20 protein-coding genes are annotated in these 24,313 nt (G+C 52.7%); 11 read left to right on the top strand and 9 right to left on the bottom strand.

Annotated elements, in window-relative coordinates; all coding sequences use genetic code 11:
• Nucleotides 1–8 precede the first annotated feature (8 nt).
• Nucleotides 9–5,339, bottom strand: a complete 5,331-nt coding sequence (locus JI741_RS27715) for a beta strand repeat-containing protein (protein WP_202015236.1) — start codon at nt 5,337–5,339, stop codon at nt 9–11.
• Nucleotides 5,340–5,439: 100 nt separating this feature from the next.
• On the opposite strand from JI741_RS27715, the gene JI741_RS27720 reads away from it, so the two are divergent.
• The 10 genes from JI741_RS27720 (at nt 5,440) to JI741_RS27765 (ending at nt 14,199) form a co-directional block, all read left to right on the top strand.
• On the top strand, nt 5,440–6,300 hold the full coding sequence (locus tag JI741_RS27720; protein WP_202015239.1) for an alpha/beta hydrolase: 861 nt from the start codon (nt 5,440–5,442) through the stop codon (nt 6,298–6,300).
• A gap of 154 nt (nt 6,301–6,454) precedes the next feature.
• A complete protein-coding gene (locus JI741_RS27725) occupies nt 6,455–7,171 on the top strand; it encodes an ABC transporter ATP-binding protein (RefSeq protein ID WP_236676307.1) in 717 nt (238 codons plus the stop codon).
• A gap of 38 nt (nt 7,172–7,209) precedes the next feature.
• The gene (locus tag JI741_RS27730) at nt 7,210–7,761 is read left to right on the top strand and encodes a cob(I)yrinic acid a,c-diamide adenosyltransferase (protein WP_202015240.1); all 552 of its coding nucleotides are present in this window, start codon (nt 7,210–7,212) and stop codon (nt 7,759–7,761) included.
• A gap of 19 nt (nt 7,762–7,780) precedes the next feature.
• Entirely contained in the window at nt 7,781–8,539 is a 759-nt protein-coding gene (locus tag JI741_RS27735) for an arylamine N-acetyltransferase family protein (protein WP_202015242.1), read from the top strand.
• A 183-nt stretch (nt 8,540–8,722) separates the two neighbouring features.
• Nucleotides 8,723–9,787 (top strand): branched-chain amino acid aminotransferase, encoded by a 1,065-nt coding sequence (locus JI741_RS27740; protein ID WP_202015244.1) that lies wholly within the window; start codon nt 8,723–8,725, stop codon nt 9,785–9,787.
• Nucleotides 9,788–9,875: 88 nt separating this feature from the next.
• Entirely contained in the window at nt 9,876–10,397 is a 522-nt protein-coding gene (locus JI741_RS27745; RefSeq protein WP_202015246.1) for a hypothetical protein, read from the top strand.
• Nucleotides 10,398–10,451: 54 nt separating this feature from the next.
• Nucleotides 10,452–11,550, top strand: a protein-coding gene (gene prfB / locus JI741_RS27750) for a peptide chain release factor 2 (protein ID WP_202015248.1) whose coding sequence is annotated in 2 segments (ribosomal slippage) — nt 10,452–10,511 and nt 10,513–11,550 — 1,098 coding nt in all. Because the reading frame shifts where the segments join, the coding sequence is not laid out codon by codon here.
• 59 nt (nt 11,551–11,609) lie between these two features.
• Entirely contained in the window at nt 11,610–12,779 is a 1,170-nt protein-coding gene (locus JI741_RS27755) for an MFS transporter (RefSeq protein WP_236676308.1), read from the top strand.
• Nucleotides 12,776–13,462 (top strand): lysoplasmalogenase, encoded by a 687-nt coding sequence (locus tag JI741_RS27760; protein ID WP_202015249.1) that lies wholly within the window; start codon nt 12,776–12,778, stop codon nt 13,460–13,462. Before JI741_RS27755 ends, JI741_RS27760 begins: the two co-directional genes overlap by 4 nt.
• Nucleotides 13,463–13,560: 98 nt before the next feature.
• A complete protein-coding gene (locus JI741_RS27765) occupies nt 13,561–14,199 on the top strand; it encodes an MgtC/SapB family protein (protein WP_202015250.1) in 639 nt (212 codons plus the stop codon).
• A 114-nt stretch (nt 14,200–14,313) separates the two neighbouring features.
• Here the strand turns inward: JI741_RS27765 and JI741_RS27770 are convergent, their stop codons facing one another.
• The gene (locus JI741_RS27770; RefSeq protein WP_202015251.1) at nt 14,314–15,651 is read right to left on the bottom strand and encodes a DUF418 domain-containing protein; all 1,338 of its coding nucleotides are present in this window, start codon (nt 15,649–15,651) and stop codon (nt 14,314–14,316) included.
• 144 nt (nt 15,652–15,795) lie between these two features.
• Entirely contained in the window at nt 15,796–16,611 is an 816-nt protein-coding gene (locus JI741_RS27775) for a head GIN domain-containing protein (RefSeq protein WP_202015252.1), read from the bottom strand.
• 117 nt (nt 16,612–16,728) lie between these two features.
• Between JI741_RS27775 and JI741_RS27780 the strand changes: the two genes are divergently transcribed.
• A complete protein-coding gene (locus JI741_RS27780; protein WP_202015253.1) occupies nt 16,729–17,337 on the top strand; it encodes an IMPACT family protein in 609 nt (202 codons plus the stop codon).
• Nucleotides 17,338–17,340: 3 nt separating this feature from the next.
• Here JI741_RS27780 and JI741_RS27785 read toward each other — a convergent pair whose 3' ends face one another.
• The 6 genes from JI741_RS27785 to JI741_RS27810 all read right to left on the bottom strand — a co-directional run bounded on the left by JI741_RS27785 (nt 17,341) and on the right by JI741_RS27810 (nt 24,253).
• Nucleotides 17,341–19,614: a GAF domain-containing protein gene (locus JI741_RS27785; protein WP_202015254.1), complete on the bottom strand. Its 2,274-nt coding sequence runs from the start codon at nt 19,612–19,614 to the stop codon at nt 17,341–17,343.
• A gap of 67 nt (nt 19,615–19,681) precedes the next feature.
• Complete coding sequence (locus JI741_RS27790; protein WP_202015256.1) at nt 19,682–19,834, bottom strand: hypothetical protein; 153 nt, start codon at nt 19,832–19,834, stop codon at nt 19,682–19,684.
• Between the two features lie 49 nt (nt 19,835–19,883).
• Nucleotides 19,884–20,210 carry a 2Fe-2S iron-sulfur cluster-binding protein gene (locus JI741_RS27795; protein WP_202015258.1) on the bottom strand — a complete coding sequence of 109 codons (327 nt, stop codon included), beginning with the start codon at nt 20,208–20,210 and terminating at the stop codon, nt 19,884–19,886.
• 21 nt (nt 20,211–20,231) lie between these two features.
• Nucleotides 20,232–21,236, bottom strand: a complete 1,005-nt coding sequence (locus JI741_RS27800) for an NAD(P)/FAD-dependent oxidoreductase (RefSeq protein WP_202015260.1) — start codon at nt 21,234–21,236, stop codon at nt 20,232–20,234.
• Nucleotides 21,237–21,331: 95 nt separating this feature from the next.
• Complete coding sequence (locus JI741_RS27805; RefSeq protein WP_202015262.1) at nt 21,332–21,763, bottom strand: MarR family winged helix-turn-helix transcriptional regulator; 432 nt, start codon at nt 21,761–21,763, stop codon at nt 21,332–21,334.
• A gap of 78 nt (nt 21,764–21,841) precedes the next feature.
• The gene (locus JI741_RS27810) at nt 21,842–24,253 is read right to left on the bottom strand and encodes an ABC transporter permease (protein ID WP_202015264.1); all 2,412 of its coding nucleotides are present in this window, start codon (nt 24,251–24,253) and stop codon (nt 21,842–21,844) included.
• Nucleotides 24,254–24,313 lie beyond the last annotated feature (60 nt).

Genomic DNA, 24,313 nt, shown 5'->3' on the forward strand with positions numbered 1-24,313 from the left:
GTAGGCAACTACTTCTTCACGAAGCGCGTCACCTGTCCTTTTTGGTTTCTCAAAATGTAAATCCCTGCAGGCAGTGGCGTGGCGTCAAAATCCTTCACACCATCGGCCTGCATCACCACCTGGTTCAGGCTGTTGAAGAATGTTACGTTGGCACGTTGGCTGAAGTAGATTGTTTCGTTGCCGCCGGCGTTGGGATAGACCGTAAATTCTGCATCCTCACCTTTTCGCTGCAGCGACGTGATCCACGATTTTGATTTGCCGTCGTAGTCCGTTTGTATGAGGCGATAGTACGATAAGCCATCATAGGGTTCTTCGTCAATAAAGCTATAGGTCTTGCGTGTGCTGGAGTTTCCGGCACCTTTCACCTTGGTCATAAACGTGAAGTCAAGACCATTCTGCGAGCGTTCGAGTGTGAAGAAGTCGTTGTTTTTTTCGGTGACCGTGGTCCAGTTCAAAGTTGCCGTTGCGCCGCCGTCTTGAGCGAAGAAGCGTTCGAGTTCTATGGGGAGGGGGTTGGTCGGGGAGACTGATGCTAAGGTTAGGGGGCCGTCTGCAGAGCCTCCCAAAAGAACGGAAGCTGTAACAGAGCCCGTTGCGCCACCCGAGGCAGTTCCATCATTACCATAGTTTTGCCAGGCCGAGCCGCTCCACCGGGCCACCCGGAGTGTGGCTGGCGTGGAGACATACACCGGCCCACCACATGCGTTTTCATTCCACGTTAGTGTGACGTATACATTTGAAAGTCCGTTTGCCCGGGTGATGTTCCAGTACTCGCAACCGCTAACGGTGTAGAAGCTCGGATCCCAAGTGGTCTTTCCCCCGAAAGGCTGAGGGGTGTTAAAGTACTCCGCCGTAAAAATCTGCGTGATGACATTTGGTGTACCAACTCTGGCAGAGATGGCCATAGGTCGGTAGAATCCATTTTTGCCAATGGGGAATGAAAATGCCACGTTGCCGGTTTTTCGCACCGGACCATTCACGTAGCTGTTGCTGTTTGCACCCGACACTGTTGCGGCAACAGGGAAAGACGGGAGCGCTGTCGAGCTAGAGTTAATCACGCCGGATGTCATGGCAAGATTGCCTGAAATGGTGATGCCCGTATTCAAGGTCACGCTTGTTCCAACCGTCTTGTTCATGGTCATTCGTTGAAAGGTTGGCGCTGCCGAACCACCTACTACACTTATAGACTGAGCATTTCCACCAGAAAATTCGGCGAACCCGTTGTTCGCGCCAAAGGTTATGCCTGCCGCTGCGTTTACCGTCACATTCGATCGGAAGAAGCTGGTAGAATTGTAGGCCGGTTGAAGAAGACCCGAACCGGTTCGAGTAAACGTTATGTCTCCGTTGAAATTGTCGCCAGTTGTATTGGCCAACGTGAAATCGCCGTTGGCGCTATTGACGATAGTCGTTGTTCCATTGAAGACGTTAGAACCCGAGCTGACGTTGGCGGTTGTTCCATTCTTTTCTATGTACGTCGTGCCGGCATAAGTTGCGCCTTGAAGTTGAACTTGTGGCGCAACAAAATTCACGTCAGCGTTAAATGTTGACGAGGGGCCAGAAATCAACAATGCTGTTCCCGTAAGGGTCAACGCCTGGGCTGTGCTACCCACTTGCGTGAAGGCTCGCAGCTGAAGTGTTCCGATGCTAAATCCTGCGGCATCGAGGGCAATAGTTTTAGATGTTGCCAGTGTAGACGATCCTCCATTGTTGCCAAACAGAACACCACTGCCGGAGGTTGAACTAACGGAAATGTTTCCGTTGTAGAGCGAACCGGCCGCCGTATGCGACATACGCAACGCCGATCCCGTGCCTCTGCTTCTCAAAATAACATCGGCATTAAATTGATCGATCGCAGTGTTGGCAAACGTGAAGTTGCCCGTGCCCGAAACAACAATTTCGGAAGGTGCATTGAAGATGTTGTTGCCCGTGCCGTTCTCTGTTGTTGATCCTGTTTTTTCAAGATAAGCGGTGCCGTTAAATGTTGTGCCGTTCATGGCCATGCCCGGTGCCTGAAGCACTACGTTGCCGTTGAACGTTGTGCCGGGGCCGGACGTGAGCAACGCTGTGCTCGACGGACTGGAAGGCAGAATGATGCTCTGTGGTGTACCACCCACTTGTGTGAAACGGAACAAACGAAGTTCACCAAACGCATAACCCGCACCGCCCACGCTAATGGTTTGCCCGCTAGCCAACGAAGAGCTTCCGCCGCCGTTGCCAAAGAAAATGCCGCCGCCAAAGGTGGAGGTCATCACGATGTTTCCGGCAAAGGTGTTGCCCGTGCCAAGATCGGCCACGCGAATGGTGCCCGCACCGGAGTTGTTCAGATTCAACGCATTGTTGAACCTATCCAGGTTGGCCGCAGAGGATGGACTTCTCAAGTAGCCCGAGCCCGAATTGTTTAGGGTAGTGACACCGTTAAAAATATTGTTTCCCTGGCTGTCGTCGTTGGTGGCACCTGTCTTTTCGAAGATGGTGGTTCCATTGTAGGTGGCACCACTCAGCACAAGGGCCGGTGCCTTGAAATTCACATTGCCATTGAAGACAGAACTGAGACCAATGGTGAGGTTCGCGCTACCCGTGAGTGTGAGCGCCTGCGGTGTGGTTCCCAGCTGTGTAAAGTTCTGAAGGGTGAGCGTGCCCGCCGTAAATTTTCCGGCGCCTTCATCAGTAATCGTGAAACCGTTGGCCAGTGTCACCGGGCCACCATTGCCACTGAGTAATATGCCACGACCGGCGGTGGACGAAACGATGATGTTGTTGTTGAACGTGGCCGTGCCATCATTGCCAATAACAATACCCGATGTCGCGTTGGCGTTGGTACAACGAAGCGTAACCACACCGTTGAACGTGGCGGTTGAACCGGCGTTCCGCGCAATGATGGTGTTCACGTTGGCGCTGGTGTTTCCTCCGTGGTTCACAGTCACATTGCCACCAAAGAAGTTGTTTGCTGAACTTATCCCGATTTGGATGCGATACGTTCCGGTGTTGTTTACGGTGAGATCGCCGTTGAACGTTTCGGGAAGCGTGTCGCCAAATTCGAACGTAGACGATCCGCTGTTCACCAGCGTAGTGGTGCTGTTGAAAATGTTGCCGCCCACTGACGTGCTACCGGTGGCGCCGTTTTTTTCGAGGTAGGCAGTGCCGTTATACGTGGTTTGTCTGGAGGTGAGTTGAGGCGCCACAAAATTCACATTGCCATCGAACTGCGACGCGGGACCGATCACCAGATTGGCCAGCGACGTGAGCGTAAGGCTCTGCGGTGTGGCACCTGTTTGACGGAACTGTTCAAGACGCAGGTCGCCACGCGAAAATCCCGATGAGCCAACGGTGATGGTCTTGTTTGCGGCCAATGTTGATGTCCCACCGTTGTCACCAAACCAGATGCCGGTTCCGAAAGTAGAGTTCACAACAATGTTTCCATTGAAGAGCGTGCCCGCCACCTGGTACGCCAGCTGAATGCTTCCGGCACCTGTGTTTCTGAGGGTGAGGTCGCCATTGAAGGTGTCGAGGGCCGACACGCCGCTGCGCAACGCCGCTGTGCCGGGGTTGGAGTTCACCAGTGTGGTGGGTCCGTTAAACGTGTTGTTTCCAACGCTGTTGTCTGTGGTGATGCCGGTCTTTTCCAGGTAGGTAGTGCCTGCGTAGGTTGATCCATCCAAAATCAACCGGGGCGCGATGCCCGTCACGTTGCTATTGAAGGTGGCCATGGGGCCCAGCGCGAGTATGGCGGTTCCCGTAAGGGTTAGGTTGGTTGCTGCCGTGCCGGTTTGTGTAAAATTCTGGAAGGTAAGTCGGCCTTGCGAAAAACCGGAAGGCCCCACGGTGATGGTTCCGTTTCCAAACACAACCGTGCCCGAGCCGGCCGTCATCCGGATGTTGTCGCCACAGGTGCTGTTCACCTGCACGTTGCCATTGATGACCACATTTCCGTCGCGAGCAATTTCAAATTCACCCGTTGCCGAGGTGCCCGAGTTCAGGATCAGCGGACCGTTAAATGTGGTGAGCGTGTTGGGATCAAGACTCACGTGAATGTCGCTGGAGTTACCGTTGTTGTTGAGGGTGGTGGTGCCAAAGAACGTGGTGACCGATCCAGATAGTCGTGAAATCTGTATACGGTTCACGTTGTCTACCGCTCCGGAACTATTGATGGTGGCGTTGCCATTGAACACGTTGCCCGTGGTGCTTTCGCCGATCCGAATGCGACCGCCGCCAAGACCGTTGAAGGTGGCTGCCCCATTCCAGGTGTCGCCCGTGCCGCTGTTGCCCAACACAAAGTCGGCGTCGCCGGTGTTGGTCATGGTGAAGGTGCCCACGAACAGGTTTCCGCCCACCGAGTTGCCCGTGGTGGTGCTGCTGGTTTGTGTGAAGTTTCCGCTGTTGTTGAAGGTGCTGGTGTTGAAGCGATGCACCGGCGACGATGTGGTGATCGGCCCATTGAACGTTGACGCAGGACCAAGCGTGAGAATGGCCGTTTCGTTCCCGGCCAGCGTAATGTTCTGCGTGGTGGTTCCTGCTTGTGTGAAGTTGCCCAGCTGAAGGTTGCCACAGCCTGAGGCGCCATAGCTTGCCACCGTGATGGTGCGCGTGTTGGCCAGCGTGGATGTGCCACCGTTGTTTCCAAAGATGACAGCGCCCGTATTGTTATAGTTGATGGTGATGTCGTTGTTGAAGAGGGTGCCCGCGGCGTTGCGTGCCAGCAGAATGGCCGAAGCGCTGTTGCTGTTTATGGTGAGCGTGTTGTTGAACGCATCCGGATTGATAACGCCCAACCAAAGCTGAGCCGTGCCGGCATTGGTGAGTGTCACGGCACCGTTGAAGGCGTTGCCGCCGTCGCCCGAATCGTTGGTGCCTCCCGTTTTTGTGAGCGTCACAGTGTTGTTGAACGTGCTGCCGCTCAGTTGAAGCTGCGCCGAGCTGCCCGTCACGGCCGCGCCAAACAGTGTTCCGTTGAACCGGCTAAGCCCCGTGCTGTTCAACGCCAGCGAGGCGGCTGCGCCCGTGTTCGAAACGGTTCCTGTAGTGAACGTGTTGGGTCCGTTGGTGGTGAGTGTGTTGCCAGAGAGATCGATCGTGCCGGTGTAGCCGGTAATGCTCAAACCATTTATGGTTGGCACCACGTTCACAACGCAATTGCCATTGCGCCCGCCCACACCGTTGAAGAACACAGCGTCGGTTGACGTGGGGGGTGTGGAACCTCCCGGACCTGTGGCCGTGGTGGACCAGTTGTTGGGGTCATTCCAGTTTCCGGTGGTGGTTGCGATCCAATGTCGTTGTGCAAGCGTGCTTTGAGCTGCCAGGAAGAGCCCAATGAAGAGGGCCAAGCGGTAAAATTTATACATAGATGGGCTCGCGGTATATAGAACCAGCAATTTATACATTAATTGCAGGACATGTAACACGTGTAAGTTTAAACAAATAAATTACTTAGCCCGGCTGTTGATGAAGAAAGATCAGGCTCCCTTACCGCTGAAGATAATGCGGTGGATTTTTCCAAAATTGGAGGTCATTGCCCCCTGGCTGGCACATCGTTTTTTTATAAAAATATTTTTCTCACCCCTCCACTACCCGCGTCCTGAAAAAGAGAAAAAGGCAGAAGACTTTGCTCAGCGGTTCACCGTGACCGCGGCAGGAAAAAAAGTTCAGGGGTATGTATGGGGAGAGGGCAGGCCTGTGCTGGTCATTCATGGCTGGGCAGGACGGGCAACGCAGTTCAGACGGTTTGTGAAACCCCTGCTGGCCGCTGGTTTTCAGGTGGTGGGGTTCGACGCTCCGGCCCATGGTCACAGCGAGGGCAAGAAAACCAACCTGGAAGAATTTGATGAATCTATTCGCGCCGTCTGTGCGCATGTGGGTGAACCCTGGGCGGTCATTGCCCATTCGTTTGGTGGCGCCGCGGCCCTGTTTTCGGCTTCCCGGGGCGTGCCCATTCACCGGTTGGTGATGATTGCATCGCCGTCTGTAGGCGACGAAATCATCAATGGCTTTTTGAAGGCCGTTCACGGGACAGCGCCTACGCATAAATTTTTTAAAAACTATATACGCGAAACGACCGGGAAACCTTTCGAAGAATTCACCGGGGAGCATTTCATCACCCAGCTAAAAGGCCCCCTCGATCTGCTGTTGGTATACGACGAGGAGGACAAGGAAGTGCCTATGCTGCACGCCCGCGCCCTGTTGCAACGCTATCCCTCGGCGATGCTCATCCGCACCAAGGGCCTTGGCCACACCCGCATCCTGCGCGACGACCACGTGATTGCGGCCTGTGTAACATTTGTCCGCAACGGAACGTCGCAGGGGTGAGCATTGAAAAAAAATCGCCTGCCGAATGCAAAAATTGGGCGGTGATATAAAAAAGAGCAACTTAAATTCGCAGCGGAAGTTATATAACGGGCAAGCCTCACGAATTTTTGCCGGGAACTGTAATTCGCGGGCCGAAGCATAAACTAATTGGACAATGAAGATTATTGAAACCGACAACCTGACAAAGGTTTACCGCATGGGCGACAACATTGTTAACGCCCTGCAAGGTGTGTCCATCTCCATCGACAAAGGTGAATATGTGGCGTTCATGGGCCCCTCCGGCTCTGGCAAGTCAACCCTCATGAACATTGTGGGGTGTCTCGACTCACCCACCACAGGAAGCTATAGCCTCAACAACCACCAGGTGAGCGACATGACGGAAAACGAACTGGCCGAAGTGCGCAACAAGGAGATCGGCTTCGTGTTTCAAACCTTCAACCTGCTTCCCCGCGCCAGTGCCCTCGACAATGTGGCCCTTCCCCTCATTTATGCGGGCTACAGCAAATCCGATCGCGACGAGCTCGCCATGGCCGCCCTGCAAAGTGTGAACCTGGCCGACCGCCATCATCACAAACCCAACGAACTGTCGGGCGGACAGCGACAGCGCGTGGCCATTGCCCGTGCGTTGGTGAATAATCCTTCCATCATCCTTGCCGATGAGCCGACCGGTAACCTCGACACCAAAACGTCGTATGGCATCATGGCGCTTTTTCAGGAGTTGCACGACAAAGGCAACACCATCATCATGGTGACGCACGAAGACGACATTGCGCACTATGCACATCGCATCATCCGCCTGCGCGATGGACTGATTGAGTGGGACAAAAAGAACGACAACGTGAGCCGCGGCAATCCCGTGGAAGCACACTAGGCGTTTTCACTTTCCTGCCGAACGTCTACCTTTAGCCCATGAAGATCTATACGAAAACCGGCGACGAGGGCACCACAGCACTCTTCGGAGGCAAGCGTGTTTCCAAAGCCGATCTGCGCATCGACACCTATGGCACCGTAGACGAATTGAATTCGTGGATGGGCCTGCTTCGCGATCAGGAGGTGAACAGCTCACGCAAAGAAATTCTCGTGTTCATTCAAGACCGGCTTTTCACCATCGGTTCCATCCTGGCCACAGAGCCTGGTAACACCAAAGTGAAAATTCCCGCGCTGCACGAAAGTGACATCACCACACTCGAAACTGAAATCGACACCATGGACGCCGCCTTGCCGCCCATGCGTTTCTTTGTGCTGCCCGGCGGGCATTCGTCTGTTTCATTTTGCCACATTGCCCGCACCGTTTGCCGCAGGGCCGAGCGCCTCATCATTGCCCTGCATGCGCAGGAAGGTGTGGAGCCACTGGTCATAAAATACGTGAACAGACTTTCTGACTACCTCTTTATGCTGAGCCGGAAAATGACGCAGGAGCTGCAAGCAGAAGAGACCCCCTGGAAACCGAAGATGGAATAGGCCGCGAATGTTTCAGGGGATGAACCGATCCGACTATTTAGCACGCATCAACTTCGCAGGCCCGGCCTCGCCCGATCATGAAACGCTGATGATGCTTCATCGCCAGCACGTTTATCATGTGCCGTTCGAAGACCTGGACATTCACTACCAAAGACCCTTCACGCTGGATGAAGACCGTGTGTTCGACAAAATCGTGAACCACCGGCGGGGTGGATTTTGCTATGAAGTGAACTCGTTGCTGACCATGCTGCTGAACGACATTGGCTTTTCGGCGCGCATAATTTCGGCCCGCGTCTTTACTGAAGACGACGTGGAAGGACCACCCTTCGATCACATGGCTGTGTTGATCGAACTGGACAAGACCTATCTCGCCGACGTTGGCTTTGGTGACTTATTCATCACACCCCTCGAATTGAAAGAAGACATCATTCAAACCGATGGTCGAAACCATTTCAGGATCGACAAACGGGATGATGGAAATTTTGTCTTGCAGATGGCCAGCGATCAGAAAACATTTCAACGCAAATATTCATTCAGCCTGGCACCTTGCACACTCGACGACTTTCGCGAACCGTGTCGCGACAAACAAATAAATCCCGAATCGCATTTTGTGAAGAACACCATCTGCACGTTGCCTACGGAACAGGGACGCATCACGGTGTATAACGCCAGGTTCATCGATCGAAAAGGAACAGAGAAATATGAAACGCTTGTTGATGACGATGCAGCCCTTCGGAAAATTTTGAAAGAGCGATTTCAAATCGAGATCCTGCCGTGATAAAAATGCTGGGTCAGGTTATGTTGATCGTTTCAGGAGACAAAGAAAATTTTCCCATTGCCGTCAAAATCGGCACCCCCGGCAAATAAAACACAAGCGATTTCGATACTTACAGCATAAACTAACAGTTGTTAGTGGTGAAGAAAAATTATCTCTACCTTCGAGCCCTTAATATGCTGATCCATGGTAGAGACCTTGAAAGTTGAAGTTGAGCGTGTGGCAAAATCAAGATTGCCACAGGTGGATTTTTCAAACCTCCCGTTCGGGAAGATTTGCACCGACCATATGTTTATGGCCGATTTCAGAAACGGTGCGTGGGGCAACCTGCGCATTGTGCCGTTTGGCTACATGCCCATCAGCCCGGCCACACCGGCCTTGCACTATGGCCAGTCGGTGTTCGAAGGATTGAAAGCGCATCGCGGCGCAAACAACGAAGCGCTGGTGTTCCGCCCCATGGACAACTGGGCACGGTTGAACCGCTCGGCCGAACGGTTGTGTATGGCACAGGTTTCGGAAGAGGTGTATGTGGAGGGTTTGCGCGCCTTGATCGAACTGGATCGCACGTGGATTCCCGGCGCGCCCGGCAGTTCGCTATACATTCGTCCTTTCCTTTTTTCGGCCGACGAAATTATCGGCATCCGTCCTTCGCAGGATTTCACGTTCATGATCATTGCTTCGCCGGTGGGAGCCTACTATGCCGCGCCGGTGAAAGTGAAAATAGAAACACACTACACCCGCGCTGTGGCTGGTGGAACAGGCTTTGCCAAAGCCGGTGGAAACTATGGTGGCGCGATCTATCCCACCAAGCTCGCCAACGACCAGGGCTACCAGCAACTGCTGTGGACCGACGGGCGCGAACACGCCAACATTGAAGAGTCGGGCACGATGAACGTGATGTTTGTTATTGACGACACTCTGGTAACGCCCGCCCTAAGCGATTCCATCCTGGCCGGCATCACCCGCGACAGTGTGCTGACCGTTGCGCGCAGCGAAGGCATGCGCGTGGAGGAACGCAAGGTGAGTGTGAAAGAACTGATTGAAGGCCTGCAGAACGGACGCGTGCGCGAAGCCTTTGGCGTGGGCACAGCCGCCACCATCGCGCCCATTGAGGCCATTGGCCACGAAGGCGTGGACTACCACCTGCCCGCGGTAGAGAAATCGTCGGTGGCCCCGCACATCTACAAAACGCTCGACAACCTGAAGCGTGGCATTGCACCCGACCCGTTTGGGTGGATCACAAAAATGTAATCTCTTTTTTTACCTGAATAACTCAACCTGAAACGGTGGACTTGATTGTCCACCGTTTTCTCTATTTTTAAGGGTAAATAAACTTCGCGTGAAAAAAAGTAGAGCGTGCTGGAGTGTTGTGATGATGTTGCTTTTTGCCACGGTGGGCTATGCACAAAAGCAGCTGGTGGTGCTGAAAGGCGAAAAGGTACTGTTGAGGCTGCGCTATGGCGACGAGATTGTTTTTCGCGTGAAGGGCAGCAAGACCGTTCGCGAAAGCTATGTGAACAATTTGTTCGACACCGCTGTGATGGCCCACAAAGACATCATTCCTTTCCACAAGATAGACCGCATCTATTTCAAGCACAGCAACCTGGCCAATGTGGTGGGCGGAATTCTTTTGATTGGCGGCACCGGCTATTTTGTGATCGATCAATTTAACACCGTGGTGGTGCAAGGCCACGAAGCCAGCCTCGACGACAACGTTACGCGCACGTCGGTTTCGATGGTGGCCGTGGGGTTGCCCCTGTTCTTGATCCGTAAGAAATCTCAACGCATCCGGGGGCGCTATCGCCTGCTCACGGCCAACTATGACTCGCCTTTCTATCAGCACGACCTCGATCATTTTTAGCGCGAGGGTATTTGCCGGAATTCCTTACTTTTGCCCAAAATTTATTTATTCACCATGACAACAGATCAATTGAAAGATTTGAAGGTTCGCGTTAGCGCCTTGAGGGGGTATCTTTGACTACGATCATAAGATCCTTGAAGTAAGAGACGAAGAGCTCATCACCCAGCAGGCTGATTTCTGGAACAATCCCAAACAAGCCGAAGCCATTCTCAAAAACATCCGCACCAAAAAAGTGTGGACCGACGCATTCGACAGCCTCACCAAAGGTCTGGACGATCTGGAAGTGCTCTATGAGTTCTACCAAGCCGGCGACGTGGGCGAGGAGGAATTGGACCGCGACTATGAAAAAGCGGCCAAAGCTGTGGAAGAGCTCGAATTCAAAAAAATGCTGAGCAAGGAAGAAGACCAACTCAGCGCCGTCGTCGAAATCAATCCCGGAGCCGGTGGAACCGAAAGCCAGGACTGGGCCGACATGTTGAACCGCATGTACATTATGTGGGGCGAAAAGAGCGGCTACAAAGTGACACAGATCGACTATCAATCGGGCGACGTGGCTGGCATCAAATCGGCCACGCTCGAAATAGACGGACCGTTTGCCTATGGAAAGTTGAAAGCCGAAATCGGCGTGCACCGTCTCGTGCGCATTTCGCCCTACGACTCCAACCAACGCCGGCACACGTCGTTCGCATCCATCTTTGTCTATCCCAAAGTAGACGACTCGATCGAAATTGAAATCAACCCGGCCGACATCGAAATTCAAACGTCGCGCTCCGGTGGCGCCGGTGGGCAGAACGTGAACAAGGTGGAAACCAAAGTGCAGCTCACGCACAAACCCACGGGCATCGTCATTGTGTGCCAGGTGGAACGCTCGCAGCACGCCAACCGCGAACGCGCCATGCAGATGCTGAAGTCCAAGCTCTATCAGCTGGAGATGGAAAAACGCAACGCAGCCCGCGACAAGATTGAAGCCGGAAAAATGAAAATCGATTTTGGCTCGCAGATCCGTAACTATGTGTTGCATCCCTACAAGCTGGTGAAGGATGCCCGCACGGCCGTGGAGCGTCACGATGCACAGAACGTGCTCGACGGTGACCTCGACGACTACATCAAAGCCTTCTTACTGGGCGCACAAGAAAAGCCTCAGCAATCGTAACCCTTTAGCAGGCTCGCGCGATTAACGTGGTGCGAGCCTGTTTTTTTCTACACAACCCCTTGACCACGGCACGAATCTATAACACACAGTTTTGGCTGGTATGCTGCAGCTCGTTGCTGTTCTTTGCCAGTTTCAACATGCTCATGCCCAAATTGCCTTCTTTTCTCAGCAGTTTAGGTGGTGGCGGCTATAAGGGATTCATTATTTTTCTATTCACAGTCACGGCATTGATTTCTCGCCCGTTCAGTGGCAAGCTTGCCGACAAGTTGGGCCGCGTGCCAGTGATGATGGCGGGGTGCATCGTCTGTTTTTTTTGTAGCCTCGTCTATCCCTTCACTACCACAGTGTTCTGGTTTTTCATACTGCGCCTTGTGCACGGGTTCTCTACGGGGTTCACACCAACCGGCCAGGCTGCATATCTATCGGATGTAATACCTGCCGCGCGCCGTGGTGAGGCTATTGGACTGCTGGGTACGATGGGGACGTTGGGCTCAACGATTGGTCCGGCCTTTGGAAGCTTGATTGCTGAATCCTATGGCTTGCAGGCAATGTTCTTTTGTTCGTCTGCTCTGGCCTTAATGTCCACCCTCATCCTGTTGGGCATTCGGGAAACGTTGTTTGAGAAACATCCTTTCAGTCGCGGGTTGATCAAAGTGAAGCGCTCAGATCTGTTTGAGCCGCGTGTGCTGGTGCCTTGTATTGTGATGTTAATGAGTGTGTATGCTTATGGCGCGATGTACACCTTACTTCCGGACTTTGCAGAGTATTTGAAGTTCAAGAACACGGGCATATTGTTATCATATCTCGCCGCGGCTTCACTATTCGTGCGTCTGGTAGCTGGCCGCGCCTCCGATCGTTATGGACGGAAGCCGGTGTTGTGCGTGGCCACGTTCATAATCGCGATTGCTTTGCTGGTGACGGGTTTTGCGCACACAAAACTTCAACTCATTCTTGGCGTGGTGATGTATGGATTTGCCTACGGCGCCGTGTCGCCCACGTTGCTGGCCTGGGCCACTGACCTGAGCGACGAGCATCATAAGGGGCGCGGTTTGGCATCGCTCTATATTTTTATGGAGATGGGCATTGGTATCGGTGCCCTCATGTCGGGATGGGTCTATGGAAATGATCCTTCAAATTTTATCCTTACCTTTTCCATCTGTAGCGCGTTGGCCGCAGCGTCGTTTGTGTACCTGCTGTTTAACCGCCCGGTCGTAAAAGTAAGCGCATGAAAAAACTGTTACTGATTCTTTTTGTCGTGGTGAGTTTGGGTGAACTCATCGCCGGATTTATAGACGTGCCCGAACTTCACCTCGTGTGCAAGCCGATGATATTGCTGACCCTGGGAGCCTATTACTGGGTGAGCGCCGGGCATCGGAACACCCTCGTGCTGCTGGCCATTTTCTTTTCGCTGGCGGGCGATGTGTTGCTCATGTTTGATGCGGGCAACGAACTGTTTTTTATCTTTGGCTTGCTGGCCTTCCTCACCTCGCACCTCTTCTACATTTTTGTTTATCGGCAACATCAATGGCCCGCCGTGGAGGATAAACTGAAGGGCATTCAAAAAATCAGACTGGCGTTTCCGATCGTGCTGGCCGGCACGGGATTGATGGTGGTGTTGTATGATGCATTGGGGCCGTTGAAAATTCCGGTAATGGTCTATGCGCTGGTGCTGGTGGTGATGGTCCTCAACGCGTTGTTTCGCTATGGCCGCACATCGCCAAAAAGTTTTCGTTTGGTCTTTGGCGGCGCTGTGTTCTTCATGCTTTCCGATTCGCTATTGGCGATCAACAAATTTCTTACGCCCCTGGCCAACAGCGCCACCTGGATCATGCTCACCTACATCGTGGCCCAGTATTGCATTGTGTCGGGACTGCTCGATCACGATAGCGAACCGGATGCACAACGTGACTGACTATGATTTTCTTAATGACGTTTCTGATACGATATTTCACAAAACATTCAGACTGTAACAGAGTTTATCTATTCAAACAAAACTAACAACCGCGCAGCATGGACTTTGTTATTCACTATGAAACTGCATTGCAACTCCTGATCTCGTTTGCCATCGGCACGGCCATCGGGCTTGAGCGTGAATACAGAAGCAAGGCGGCCGGTCTTCGCACCATGATCATTATCTGCCTGGGCTCTACGCTTTTCACGGAAGTGTCCATGGCCATTGGTGGTGCCTCGCCCGATCGCATTGCGTCGAACATCATCACGGGCGTGGGCTTTCTGGGAGCCGGTGTTATTTTCAAAGACGGCCTCACCATCACCGGCATCACCACCGCCACCACCATCTGGATTTCGGCGGCGTTGGGAATGGCCGTGGGCGCAGGCCAATATTTCATTGCCCTTGTAGGCTCGGGCGTAGTGCTCATTGTGCTGACGCTCTTCGAAAAACTCCAGGAGCTCATCGAACGGTTTCATCACGCGCGTTCATACAAAATCGTGTATACTTTCGACGACTCGTTTGTCGCGACATTGGAAAGTGTATTGCGCAAGGGCAGATTGCGCTTTCAAAAGAAACGCGACATCAAGGAAGAAAAAGGATTTCTGTTGCTCTATGAAGTATCAGGGCGCGAACAACGGCTCGAGGCGTTCAATACGTTTCTGAAAATGGATAGCCGGGTCATCTCGTTCGAATATTGAGGTTAGCCTAGGATATTGTTTCATAGAATGACACCGAATGTAAAAAGCAGAGGCTACGCAAAATGAATTGTGTAGCCTCTGTTGCATTGTATACGTCCAGAGTAGCGTTACGCGTCAGGTCAGCACCAGCTCCATCGCTTTCGACCGAAGCATAGGTTGTTTTTTCCAATAGGTAAGACTGCGCCACACCCATTCCAGCGGGCCAAACAAAAAGTAGCGTAGCCACACGTTGCTGAAAATGATTTGAAAAACCCAAATGGCAATAATATAATACCATTGCTCGGAGCGACCAATTTGTCCGAATTTCCCAAAACCATAGCCGTAGAAAATGAGGGTGCAAATCATGGACTGCGACAGATAGTTGGTGAATGCCATTTGCCCCACGTTCGCATAGAGTTTGAGAAACCCGTGGAAGAAACCACTTTTATACAACAACATGATCAACCCGATGTGTCCCAGCGACACCGACGCACGGTGAATGTCGTATAGACTCACGTGCACCGGCCACAGTTCAATAAACTTATAAAAATCCAAACCGGCATTATACCAGGCTATGCCCACCAGCACACCTTCGCCAATGCCCACACCATAGCCAACGAGCATGAGCCAGAAATAGAAAAGGGTTGATTTGTCGCCTGTTAAAATTCCCGTGCGATAAAGAATCATTCCCAGCAACACACAGACCATGACATCAAAAAAAATGGACTGATAAAATTTCGACGATTCAAATTTTGCGTTGAGTGGACTCAGGTGTTTCCACACTTTGGGGTAGCTCTGCAGCATGGCTTTATTTTCTTTCTCCACGTCCTTCCTGATATTCTCTACTTTTTGTTTGTCAAGCGTTTCTTCCCATTTCTTCAGATCGCCATCCTGCTCTTCGGTCAAGGTTTTCTTTTGCTCCTTGAGGGCGAGCGCGGCGAGTCCGTTGTCGCGCTTGGCAATGTTGTCGGTAAACTTCAGATAGGACTTGAACATGTTGATGGAAATGAAGAACACCAGGAGCAGCACCAGCACCCTGACGGAACTTTTGCGCAACGGGAACAAAAACAATCCGCAGATGGCATAGTGATAGAGAATGTCGCCGGGCCATAGCAGCACGTAGGCGTTCACTAATCCAAACACGAGCAACCAGATGAGCCTGCGGTAATAGATGTCGGCCGCTTCGATGCCCGATTGTTTTTCAAGGCGCGATATGATGAGCAGTGCGCCAGCGCCAAACAACATCGAAAACATTCCGCGGAACGATCCGCCCAACACAAACAGTGTGGTCATCCAACTCGACACATCAAGTGGTGTTGACGCATCGTTCAGAATGCGGAAATCGAAGTCCACCTGAAAGGCACGCGAGAAGAATGGCATGTTCAGAATGAGAATGCCACAGAGGGCAACACCCCGCAGGGCGTCCAGCACAAAGATTCTCTCTTTTTGCTGAAGAGGGAGAGAAGGATTCATAGGAGAGGGTTTGTTGATCCTATGAAGTTAATATTCTGCGTTTCGGATTACAATACCCTATTCAGGTGACATCCTAAAAATGCCGGGACGCAACATGCTTGCATGTTGCGCCCCGGCGTTGTGCATTGGCTTGTTGTGCAAAAATTACATTTTGTGCACGTGGCCGCTGCCGGCCGAATGACTGTTGATTTTGCTGGGATTGCCTTTATAGCCCACCGATCCACTGCCGGTGATGTTGGCATCCAGTTCTTCGCGCACGTTGATTTCCACATCGCCCGAGCCCGAGATGCGGACGTCGCATTTCGACGTGGTGAAGTCTGCGGCCAGCACTTTGCCCGAACCGCTGATGGTGGCTTTCACCGTTCCGGCGCTGCCTTCGGCTTCAATTTTTCCGGAGCCGGCCACACCGAAGTCGGCGGCGTTGGTCACGTTCATGGAGAGCATCAGGTTGCCCGAGCCGCTCACGTCGCTGTTGAAGCTTTTGCTTTTTCCTTTCAGGCGAATGTTGCCCGAGCCACTGAGGTCGCTTTCCAGGTCGCCCGAAGCTTCCACGTCAAGCTTCATGTTGCCGGAGCCACTCACGCTCAATTCGATATTGTCTCCCACAATTTTGGTTTCGCCAATGATGTCGCCAGAGCCGTTCAGGATCACGGCGTCGATGTCTTTCACGGTGATGTATACGTTCACGTCGTCGCCATCTTTCCAGCGCCAGCTCTGCCAGCGTCCTTCTCGTCCAATCACCAGTCGGCCACCGTCCACTTCCAGTTCAAGTTTCTCGAGGATTTCTTTTCTGCCTTCGAGTTCAACTTTTTGAGGGCTGCCCTGGCGCAGGTAGAGCTTGCCGGGTATGCGATATGAAATTTTAGTGAATGTATCGACGTTTCGCGTCTCGCGGGTTTGGGCGTGGGTCAGCGAAAGCATGAGGCCCAGGGCCAGGGTGAGCAGGAATTGTTTTTTCATGTGTTCTGGTATTGTTTGCTTTTCAGTATAGACTGGCCATCCCACATCAAGGTTGCACGGGTTTGTGAGGAATTTTTATTTCTCGTTCTTTGACGGAAATTTTCCACGCCCGGTTACATGCCCGTTTTCGACTTCAAGACCTTGCAAGCCCCTGCCTCAGGCACGTATAAAGAGAAGGGAAGCAAATTCCTGGCGTTTGCCTACCCGGTGTCGTCATCCGCCGACATCAAAGAAAAACTGGATGCCCTGCGAAAAGAATATTATGATGCCCGTCACCATTGTTATGCTTGGATGCTGGGGCCGGACCAGAAAAATTTTCGCGCGGCCGACGACGGCGAACCCAACCATTCAGCGGGCGACCCAATCCTGGGACAAATCCGCGCCAAAGGCCTGACCGATGTGCTCATTGTGGTGGTGCGCTACTTTGGAGGAATCAAACTGGGCGTGGGCGGACTCATCACCGCCTATAAGGCTGCGGCCGACGATGCGTTGCAAAATGCTGTAGTGATACAAAAGGAAGTGATGGCCACCGTCACACTCACCTACGACTATGATGCCACGCCCGAAGCGATGCGCCTGTTAAAAGATTTTAATGCCACCATTGTCAGGCAGGATTTCACCGAACGATGCCGCATGGAAATAACATTTTCGTTGAGGGTGCAGGAAAAATTCCAGGAAGCGCTCCTCCTTCTTCAGGCCCTGGGCACCGCCATTGCCGGCGAATAACACTCAGCCTTTCTTACGAAGTTCGTTGATGCGCTGCGATGCTTCTTCTTCCTTCATCGACGAAAGAATGACCCACTGCACATCCGGAATGGCCAGCGGTGCATAGGCATTCAACAACTCCACACCCGAAGAATTTTTTTCGATACGGGTTCCGGTCTCGCCATTTAGCGCATTTGTTATCGACTGCAGGTTTAATTGTTCCACCAGAATGCTGGTGTTCATCAGGTCGACCTGATGCACCACGGCATCGGAATAGCCGTTGGCCCGAAGGGTGGCGAGGTAGTGGCGTTTGTCTTCGAGAAGGTCGCGCGAAATGGATCGCAGCTTGTAGTCGCTGCCCACCATATACGTTTCGCCGCTTTCTCCCAGCCCGTCTTCGCGCCACTTGTTGTCGCCCGTAAGAATCTGATTGATTTTGTTGATGGGCATCTGAAACACAAGCGCTCCCGTTTTTTCATCGCCGTCACAGATCGGGCATGCAATGAAGGAGGCTGGAGCGTTATAAGACGGTGCATACGGTTCGAAGTCAACCAGTCGCACAAATTGTTTGTCGGTGCTTCGGAGCGCAGTCTGCACCAGGCTTCCAAAGTTGGTGGTGCTGTAGCGGCCCGTGATGAGGTTGGTTCCAAAGTCCACCTCCTTGAACACGCTATACACGATGTTGCCGGCGCGGTCGATGAGGAAGATGTCGTAGTAGCCAAATTTATCGAGGAAACTCAGCAGCAACGGGTGATAACGTGCGTGCACGAGACCGTATTCGCTGTTGTCGCGCGACGTGACCATCAGTGACTTTTGGCCGGTCGGGTGAGGGTTGGCCGCGATGAACGTATATTGAAGTTGCTGCGCAATGCTGTCGGCGGGAATAAAGTCATCGGCGTTCACCGCGTCAGAAACATTGTCTTGCAGCCGGGGCAGAAACTCTTTTGCGTAATACTGTTTGATGCCTTCTTTCACGCGGCCTTGTGCGCCGGCGCTGGCATCGATCTCGAGGCTATGAAAGGTTTTGGTGAATTCCTGCATGGCGTCGATCACCATTTTGTTTTCCGAGAACGTGATGATCTGGTTTCGGATGATGTCGAAATAATATTCCACGTTTCGTTTCTTCGTGGAGTTGATGGATTTGAGCTGATCGAATTTTGACTGGTGGTTGAGGTCCGTAAGCTGCCGGAACAACTCGTTGTATTTGCGGCTGATTTCCTCCTGGGTAGCCTGCAATTCTTCCTGGTTCTGTCGCAGCTCTTCCTCCTGCGAACGCATGTGCTCCGCTTGCTCCTGCGACTCTTGTAGAAGCTGGCGTGTGTGTTCGGCAGTGCGAAACGAAATGATGTTGTGGGCAATGGTCTCGCCAATTTTTTCAACAAAGGCTATCTCGTGTTTTTCAAACTCGCGGAACGATGCAAGCTCAACGGTGCCCACCACATCGTCGTCCATTTTTAAGGGGGTGATGAGGAGGAACCTGGGCGTGGCGTCGCCGAGACCGGAGGTGATGCGCACAAAATTTTCGGGCACCTCTTTGAGATACATGGTTTGTTTCTCCAGATACACCTGGCCGATAAGTCCCTCGCCAGGCATGATGGTTTTGTTGATATACTTCTTCCGGTCGAACGCATAGCACGCTTGCATGTCGAGCGAAGGTTTATCGGTTGTGCTGCTGTTGATGATGAAGATGGTGCCCTGGTTGGCGCGCAGCAGCTTGATAAGATTCCGCAGAATGTCGTCGCACAGTTGCTTCAGGTTTCGGTCGGTGCGCAACACGTCCACAAAACGGGCGAGGCCGTCGGTGGTCCAGTTTCGTTTCCGGTCTTCTTCTTTCACGGCCAGCAGGCTTTCCTTGATCTTTAACAACGAATGTCCCAACAGGTCGTCGTCGCTGAGGGGTTGATAGGAAGCCTGGAGGTTTCCTTCGCCGATCTGGTTGGCGAAGTCCGTTTTGTTTTTCAGCTCTTCGCGTGTTCGGTGAATGGCCTGGCTGATCGCGTTGAACTCGCCGTCATCCACCCCATGCAGCGTGTGGTTGAATTTCCCCTCCGACAAATGCATCGATGCCTCCTCCACTTTTTCGAAACGCCGCGACAACGCGCGCAGGAAAAGCGCCGCGAAAAGTCCATAGCCCGCCGTCACAACAACGGCCATGACCAGCATGAAAAAGGGTTGGGAGTTTTCTTCCGGCGTGCGCAGCGACATGCCTACGGTGAACGCGAGAAGAAGCAAAACGGGAATGATGACGAGTAACGAGAATTTAACCAAAAGCCTTCGCTCCTGAGAAATAAAAGCCATGGAAAAGAATAGGTTTATGAGTTTGACTCAAAGTACAATTTTTTTGAGTTCTATAACACACATCGGGCTAACAGAATTTGACGGGAACGTTTGTGATGAGGCCATCTACGTAGATGTGCGCGTGTGCTTTGCCGATGGATGTTGCTGCGCGGATTTCGAGGCTGGACTTGGATGGGCGATGAGCAGCACACCCTATCCACACGGCATGGAAAGGAAACATGTTATGGCAATGTTAATCCTCGGAGTGGCACTGAGGATCTATTGGAGCTTTACGAAAGCGTAGTATCCATCAACGCGAAGGCCGCGTCCTGCAGGCGTTCGTTCAACCTGATCTGACAAGCCAGGCGGCTTTGTGGCGTGGCGTTGGGAAGCGTGTCCAGCATGTCAAGCTCGGCGTCGGCCGGGGCCAGAAGCTGGTCTGCACCCTTCAGCACTTCCACATGGCATGTGGCGCACAAGGCCATGCCACCACAGGTGGCGGCAATGGGATAGTCGGAAGCTTTCAACACTTCCATGAGGCTCAGGTTGATGTCGTCTGGTAGCTCGAGCGTCTGGGTCTGCCCGGTGCGGTCGGCTACGGTGAACGTTATATTCATGGTGGTAGGTAGCGTTGTTCGTTAGAAAGCATTAACACCATTCACGGTCGTGTATTTGAAACTACGCTTCTGCGAAGGATACACAAACTCGAATGCGCGCTGGGCCATGAGGGCCGCTTCATGAAAGCCGCACAAAATGAGCTTGAGTTTGCCAGGGTAGGTGTTGATGTCGCCAATGGCAAAGACACCTTCCACGTTGGTAGCATAGTCTACCGTGTTCACTTCAATGGCGCTCTTGTCGAGGTTCAAGCCCCAGTGGGCGATGGGCCCGAGTTTAGGGCTGAGGCCGAACAATGGGATGAGGTAGTCGGTCTCGATCTCCTTCACACTTTTGTCCTTGTCAACTACCGAAACACTCTTCACCACACCATTGCCATTCACGGCCTGCAGGTTGGCGCTGAGCAGCAAGTCGATCTTGCCTTCGTGAGCCAGCTTAAAAACTTTCTCGGCCGAGTCGGGCGCGCCACGGAAAGATTCGTTCCGGTGAATGAGCGTGACGCGCTCGGCGATCGACGACAAATGAATAGCCCAGTCCAACGCAGAGTCACCCCCGCCGGCAATGACCAGCCTGCGTTTGCGAAAGGTTTCCGGATCCTTCACCATATACACCACGCCTTTGCCTTCGAAGTGTTCGAGGTTTTGCAGCTCGGGCTTGCGCGGTTCGAAGCTGCCCAGGCCGGCGGCAATCACCACCACCTTGCAGTGCACTTGTGTGCCTTCGGAGGTAGTCACCACAAAGCTGCCGTCGTCGTTTCGCGTGAGGCCGTCAACCCGTTCGCCCAGGGTGAACGTCGGTTTGAACGGATCGATCTGTTTGCGCAGGTTGTCTACCAACGTCTGCGCATTCACTTCCGGAAAGCCGGGAATATCGTAGATGGGTTTTTTGGGATAGATCTCCGAAAGCTGACCGCCAATCTGTGGCAACGCGTCGATGAGGTGACAGCGCATTTTCAAAAGCCCGGCTTCAAAAACTGCAAAGAGGCCCACAGGCCCGGCACCAATGATACAAAGATCGGTCTGGATCATAATCTGGGAGGTTTGTATACTCAAATGTAGTGTAATAACTATTAGTATAACAACTATTTTGGTACGAATAAAGTTGCGCAAACAGGCTGTTATTTTCAGCCCAGGTTGTTATAAATGGTGTCGAGAATTTTCTTGAATTGGTTGAAGTCGCGCTCCGACAGGCCCTCCCAGGCTTTGAGGCGAATGGCTTTCACTTTGGGGGTGAGTTGTTCCACTTTGCGGATGCCTTCCTTGGTGAGGTTCACCACAAAGCTGCGCCGGTCGGTGGGGTGGACGTTACGCACCGTGAGGCCTTTGTCGCACAGCAGGTCGATGATGCGCGTGAGGGTGGGATTGTCTTTGAACAGCAGTTCGGCCAGCTCGTTCTGCTTCATGTTGTCGTGCTCATAGAGGTGCTTCAACACAATCCATTGATCCACCGTCACGTTGAAACCAAGTTCTGTGAAACGTTGCTGGGCATATTGCTTCACGCGTTTGGCGGTGCGGTCCAGCAAAAAGGAATATGAACTGTATTGATCGTCGCTCATAGCACTAATTATTAGTGTACAAACTTATCAATTTAACACCAGCAAAGAATTTTTTTACGGAATTTGAATGGGCCTGTGCTATTCGCTCTTGAGCGTAGTGGCCGGATTGACACGCGCCAGCTTCAGCGTGAGATAGCCCAATGTGGCCCACGCCACCACCAGCAGCAACACACCCGCGCCCACAAACACCAATGGACTCATGCCTACCCGGTAGGTGAAATGCTGAAGCCAGTCGTTCATGATCCACCAGGCCAGCGGTGCCGCAATGACAACGGCAAACAACACCAGCGTTGTGAAATCTTTGACGAGCAAAAAGATGAGGTCACCAAACCCGGCACCCAACACTTTGCGCACACTCACTTCTTTGGTTCGGTTCTGGAAGGTGAGGGCCGCGATGCCCAGCAAACCAAAACACGCAATGAGGATGGCCACCACCGAAAAGGTGATGAGTACCTGCGCAATTTTTTTCTCTTCGGCATACTGTTCGTTAAGGGTGTCCGACAGAAAGGAGAACTCGAAGCCAAACCGGCTGTCGAACTTCTTCCACGTCGACGTGATGGCGGCAAGCGTTTTGGGAAAGTCTTTTGTGTTGAGCTTCACCAGCACATAATTAAAATTCGCTTTGCGCACGGTGAAGATGAGGGGCTGCACGGCCTGGTGAAACGACTGGTAATGAAAATCTTTCACCACCCCAATCACGTTTCCCTTCAGCGCGTCGCCGTCGCGATCGAGCACAATGGTTTTGCCCACGGGTTGGTTCAGGTTGAGGCTTTGGGCTGCGGTTTCGTTGATGAGGAATGAATTTTCGTCGGCGGCATTTTCGCGCAGGAAGTTTCTTCCCGAGGCCAGCGGAATGTCGAGCACCTTCAGCAGGTCATAGCTCACGGCAATCTCCGAAGCGTCGACCCGTTGCTGGGGATCGCTGTCGGCAAAAATGGTTTGCTGGTTAAAAGACTTGCCGGGTATGTTCGACGCGGCCGACACTTCTTTCACGCCGGCAATCTTGGCCAGCTCGGTGTGGAGTTCGTCCTGGTGAGGCGCAATGGCGTGACGGTTTTTGATGGGGATCACCAGCACTTCTTCGCGGTTAAATCCCAACCCCCGATTTTCAACAGCGTTCAGTTGCTGATAGATGATGACGCTCACGCAAATGAGAATCATGGAGGCGCTGAATTGAAACACGGTGAACACCTTGCGCAAGCCGGTGCCCCGCGGACCCTGAAGGCCTTTGCCTTTCAACACAGCCGCGGGTTTGATGCCCGACAGGAACAGCGAAGGGTATAGTCCAGCCAACAGACCAGCCGTGAGGCCGAGGCCCACCAGCAACACCACAGCATAGCCGCTAAGCTGAACCGTTTGATGTGTGGCCGCATTGAACAATGGAAGTGCAAACTGAATGAGCACCAGCGAGAGAAACGTGGCCAGCAAAGCCACCAGCATCGACTCGCCCGTGAACTGTGTGATCAGTTGGGTGCGGAATGCACCAAGCGATTTGCGAATGCCAATCTCTTTGGCGCGCCCCGACGATTGCGCCGTGCTGAGGTTTATGAAGTTGATGCAGGCGATGACCAGAATGAGAATGGCCGCGGCGCTCATCATATACACATAGTCGATGTTGCCGTTGGGTTCCAGTTCCCAACGCAGCACCGAGGTGAGGTGAATGTCGGTGATGGGTTGCAGACGGAAGCCGTAGTGATTGGCTTCGAGGTAGCGAAACTCTTCGGGTGTGAGGTCGATGTATTTTCTTACCCAGGGGAGAATTTTTGCTTCGAGGGCTTTTGCATCGGTGCCGGGTTTGAGACGGATGTAGTTATAATGTCCGAAATCTTTCCAGGTATAAAATTCGCTGTCGGGATCTTCGTCTGCTTTCTCGTGAACATACGACACCAGAAAATCGAAATGAAAGTGCGACTGGGCCGGCACATCGCGGAACACACCGATCACCTCGATAGTGTTGCGATCGTCGTTCACGGAAAGAAATTTGCCAATGGGTTCGTCGGTTCCAAAATAGCGCTTTGCTGTAGACTCCGAGATGAGCAATCCATCGGGTCGCTTCAGCACTGTGGACGGATCGCCTTTGAGGAGTTCAAAAGAAAACACCTTGAAGAAATTGCTGTCCACGGCCAACACGTTGGTCTCGTCGTATTGAATGTTTTTTTCGATGTTCCGGAACGAGAACGTTTGGCGTGTGAGGCCCGGACCCCACAGGGGCGTGAGGCTCACGGCACTCTCCACTTCCGGAAAGTCGTTGGCCATGGCTTGGGCCATAGGGTGCGGCACACGCGTTTGCGGATTTTGATTTTCCCAGGTGATGCGATAGATGTTTTCGGCGCCATCGTGAAAACGATCGTATGCCAATTCGGTGCGCAGGTATTGCACAATCAGAAACACACACGTGATCCCCAGCGTGAGGCCACCGATGTTGATGAGGCTGTAGTTTACGTTCTTGAGAAGACTCCGGAACGAGGTGATGAGGTAGTTTCTGAACATGGCGATAGGTTAGCGTACCTGGTCTTTCAATTTGTGTACCAACGCTGCAAAGGCAGCCAG

Origin of the sequence: Chryseolinea lacunae (genome assembly GCF_016735595.1) — a bacterium.
Lineage (GTDB): Bacteria > Bacteroidota > Bacteroidia > Cytophagales > Cyclobacteriaceae > Chryseolinea > Chryseolinea lacunae.

Coding starts and splice junctions, on each gene's coding strand:
- JI741_RS27725 (WP_236676307.1), top strand. CDS start 6,455: ATGAAGATTATTGAAACCGACAACCTGACAAAGGTTTACCGCATGGGC.
- JI741_RS27775 (WP_202015252.1), bottom strand. CDS start 16,611: ATGAAAAAACAATTCCTGCTCACCCTGGCCCTGGGCCTCATGCTTTCG.
- JI741_RS27740 (WP_202015244.1), top strand. CDS start 8,723: ATGGTAGAGACCTTGAAAGTTGAAGTTGAGCGTGTGGCAAAATCAAGA.
- JI741_RS27735 (WP_202015242.1), top strand. CDS start 7,781: ATGAACCGATCCGACTATTTAGCACGCATCAACTTCGCAGGCCCGGCC.
- JI741_RS27790 (WP_202015256.1), bottom strand. CDS start 19,834: ATGTTTCCTTTCCATGCCGTGTGGATAGGGTGTGCTGCTCATCGCCCA.
- JI741_RS27805 (WP_202015262.1), bottom strand. CDS start 21,763: ATGAGCGACGATCAATACAGTTCATATTCCTTTTTGCTGGACCGCACC.
- JI741_RS27720 (WP_202015239.1), top strand. CDS start 5,440: ATGAAGAAAGATCAGGCTCCCTTACCGCTGAAGATAATGCGGTGGATT.
- JI741_RS27795 (WP_202015258.1), bottom strand. CDS start 20,210: ATGAATATAACGTTCACCGTAGCCGACCGCACCGGGCAGACCCAGACG.
- JI741_RS27800 (WP_202015260.1), bottom strand. CDS start 21,236: ATGATCCAGACCGATCTTTGTATCATTGGTGCCGGGCCTGTGGGCCTC.
- JI741_RS27765 (WP_202015250.1), top strand. CDS start 13,561: ATGGACTTTGTTATTCACTATGAAACTGCATTGCAACTCCTGATCTCG.
- JI741_RS27780 (WP_202015253.1), top strand. CDS start 16,729: ATGCCCGTTTTCGACTTCAAGACCTTGCAAGCCCCTGCCTCAGGCACG.
- JI741_RS27715 (WP_202015236.1), bottom strand. CDS start 5,339: ATGTATAAATTTTACCGCTTGGCCCTCTTCATTGGGCTCTTCCTGGCA.
- JI741_RS27760 (WP_202015249.1), top strand. CDS start 12,776: ATGAAAAAACTGTTACTGATTCTTTTTGTCGTGGTGAGTTTGGGTGAA.
- JI741_RS27785 (WP_202015254.1), bottom strand. CDS start 19,614: ATGGCTTTTATTTCTCAGGAGCGAAGGCTTTTGGTTAAATTCTCGTTA.
- JI741_RS27770 (WP_202015251.1), bottom strand. CDS start 15,651: ATGAATCCTTCTCTCCCTCTTCAGCAAAAAGAGAGAATCTTTGTGCTG.
- JI741_RS27810 (WP_202015264.1), bottom strand. CDS start 24,253: ATGTTCAGAAACTACCTCATCACCTCGTTCCGGAGTCTTCTCAAGAAC.
- JI741_RS27730 (WP_202015240.1), top strand. CDS start 7,210: ATGAAGATCTATACGAAAACCGGCGACGAGGGCACCACAGCACTCTTC.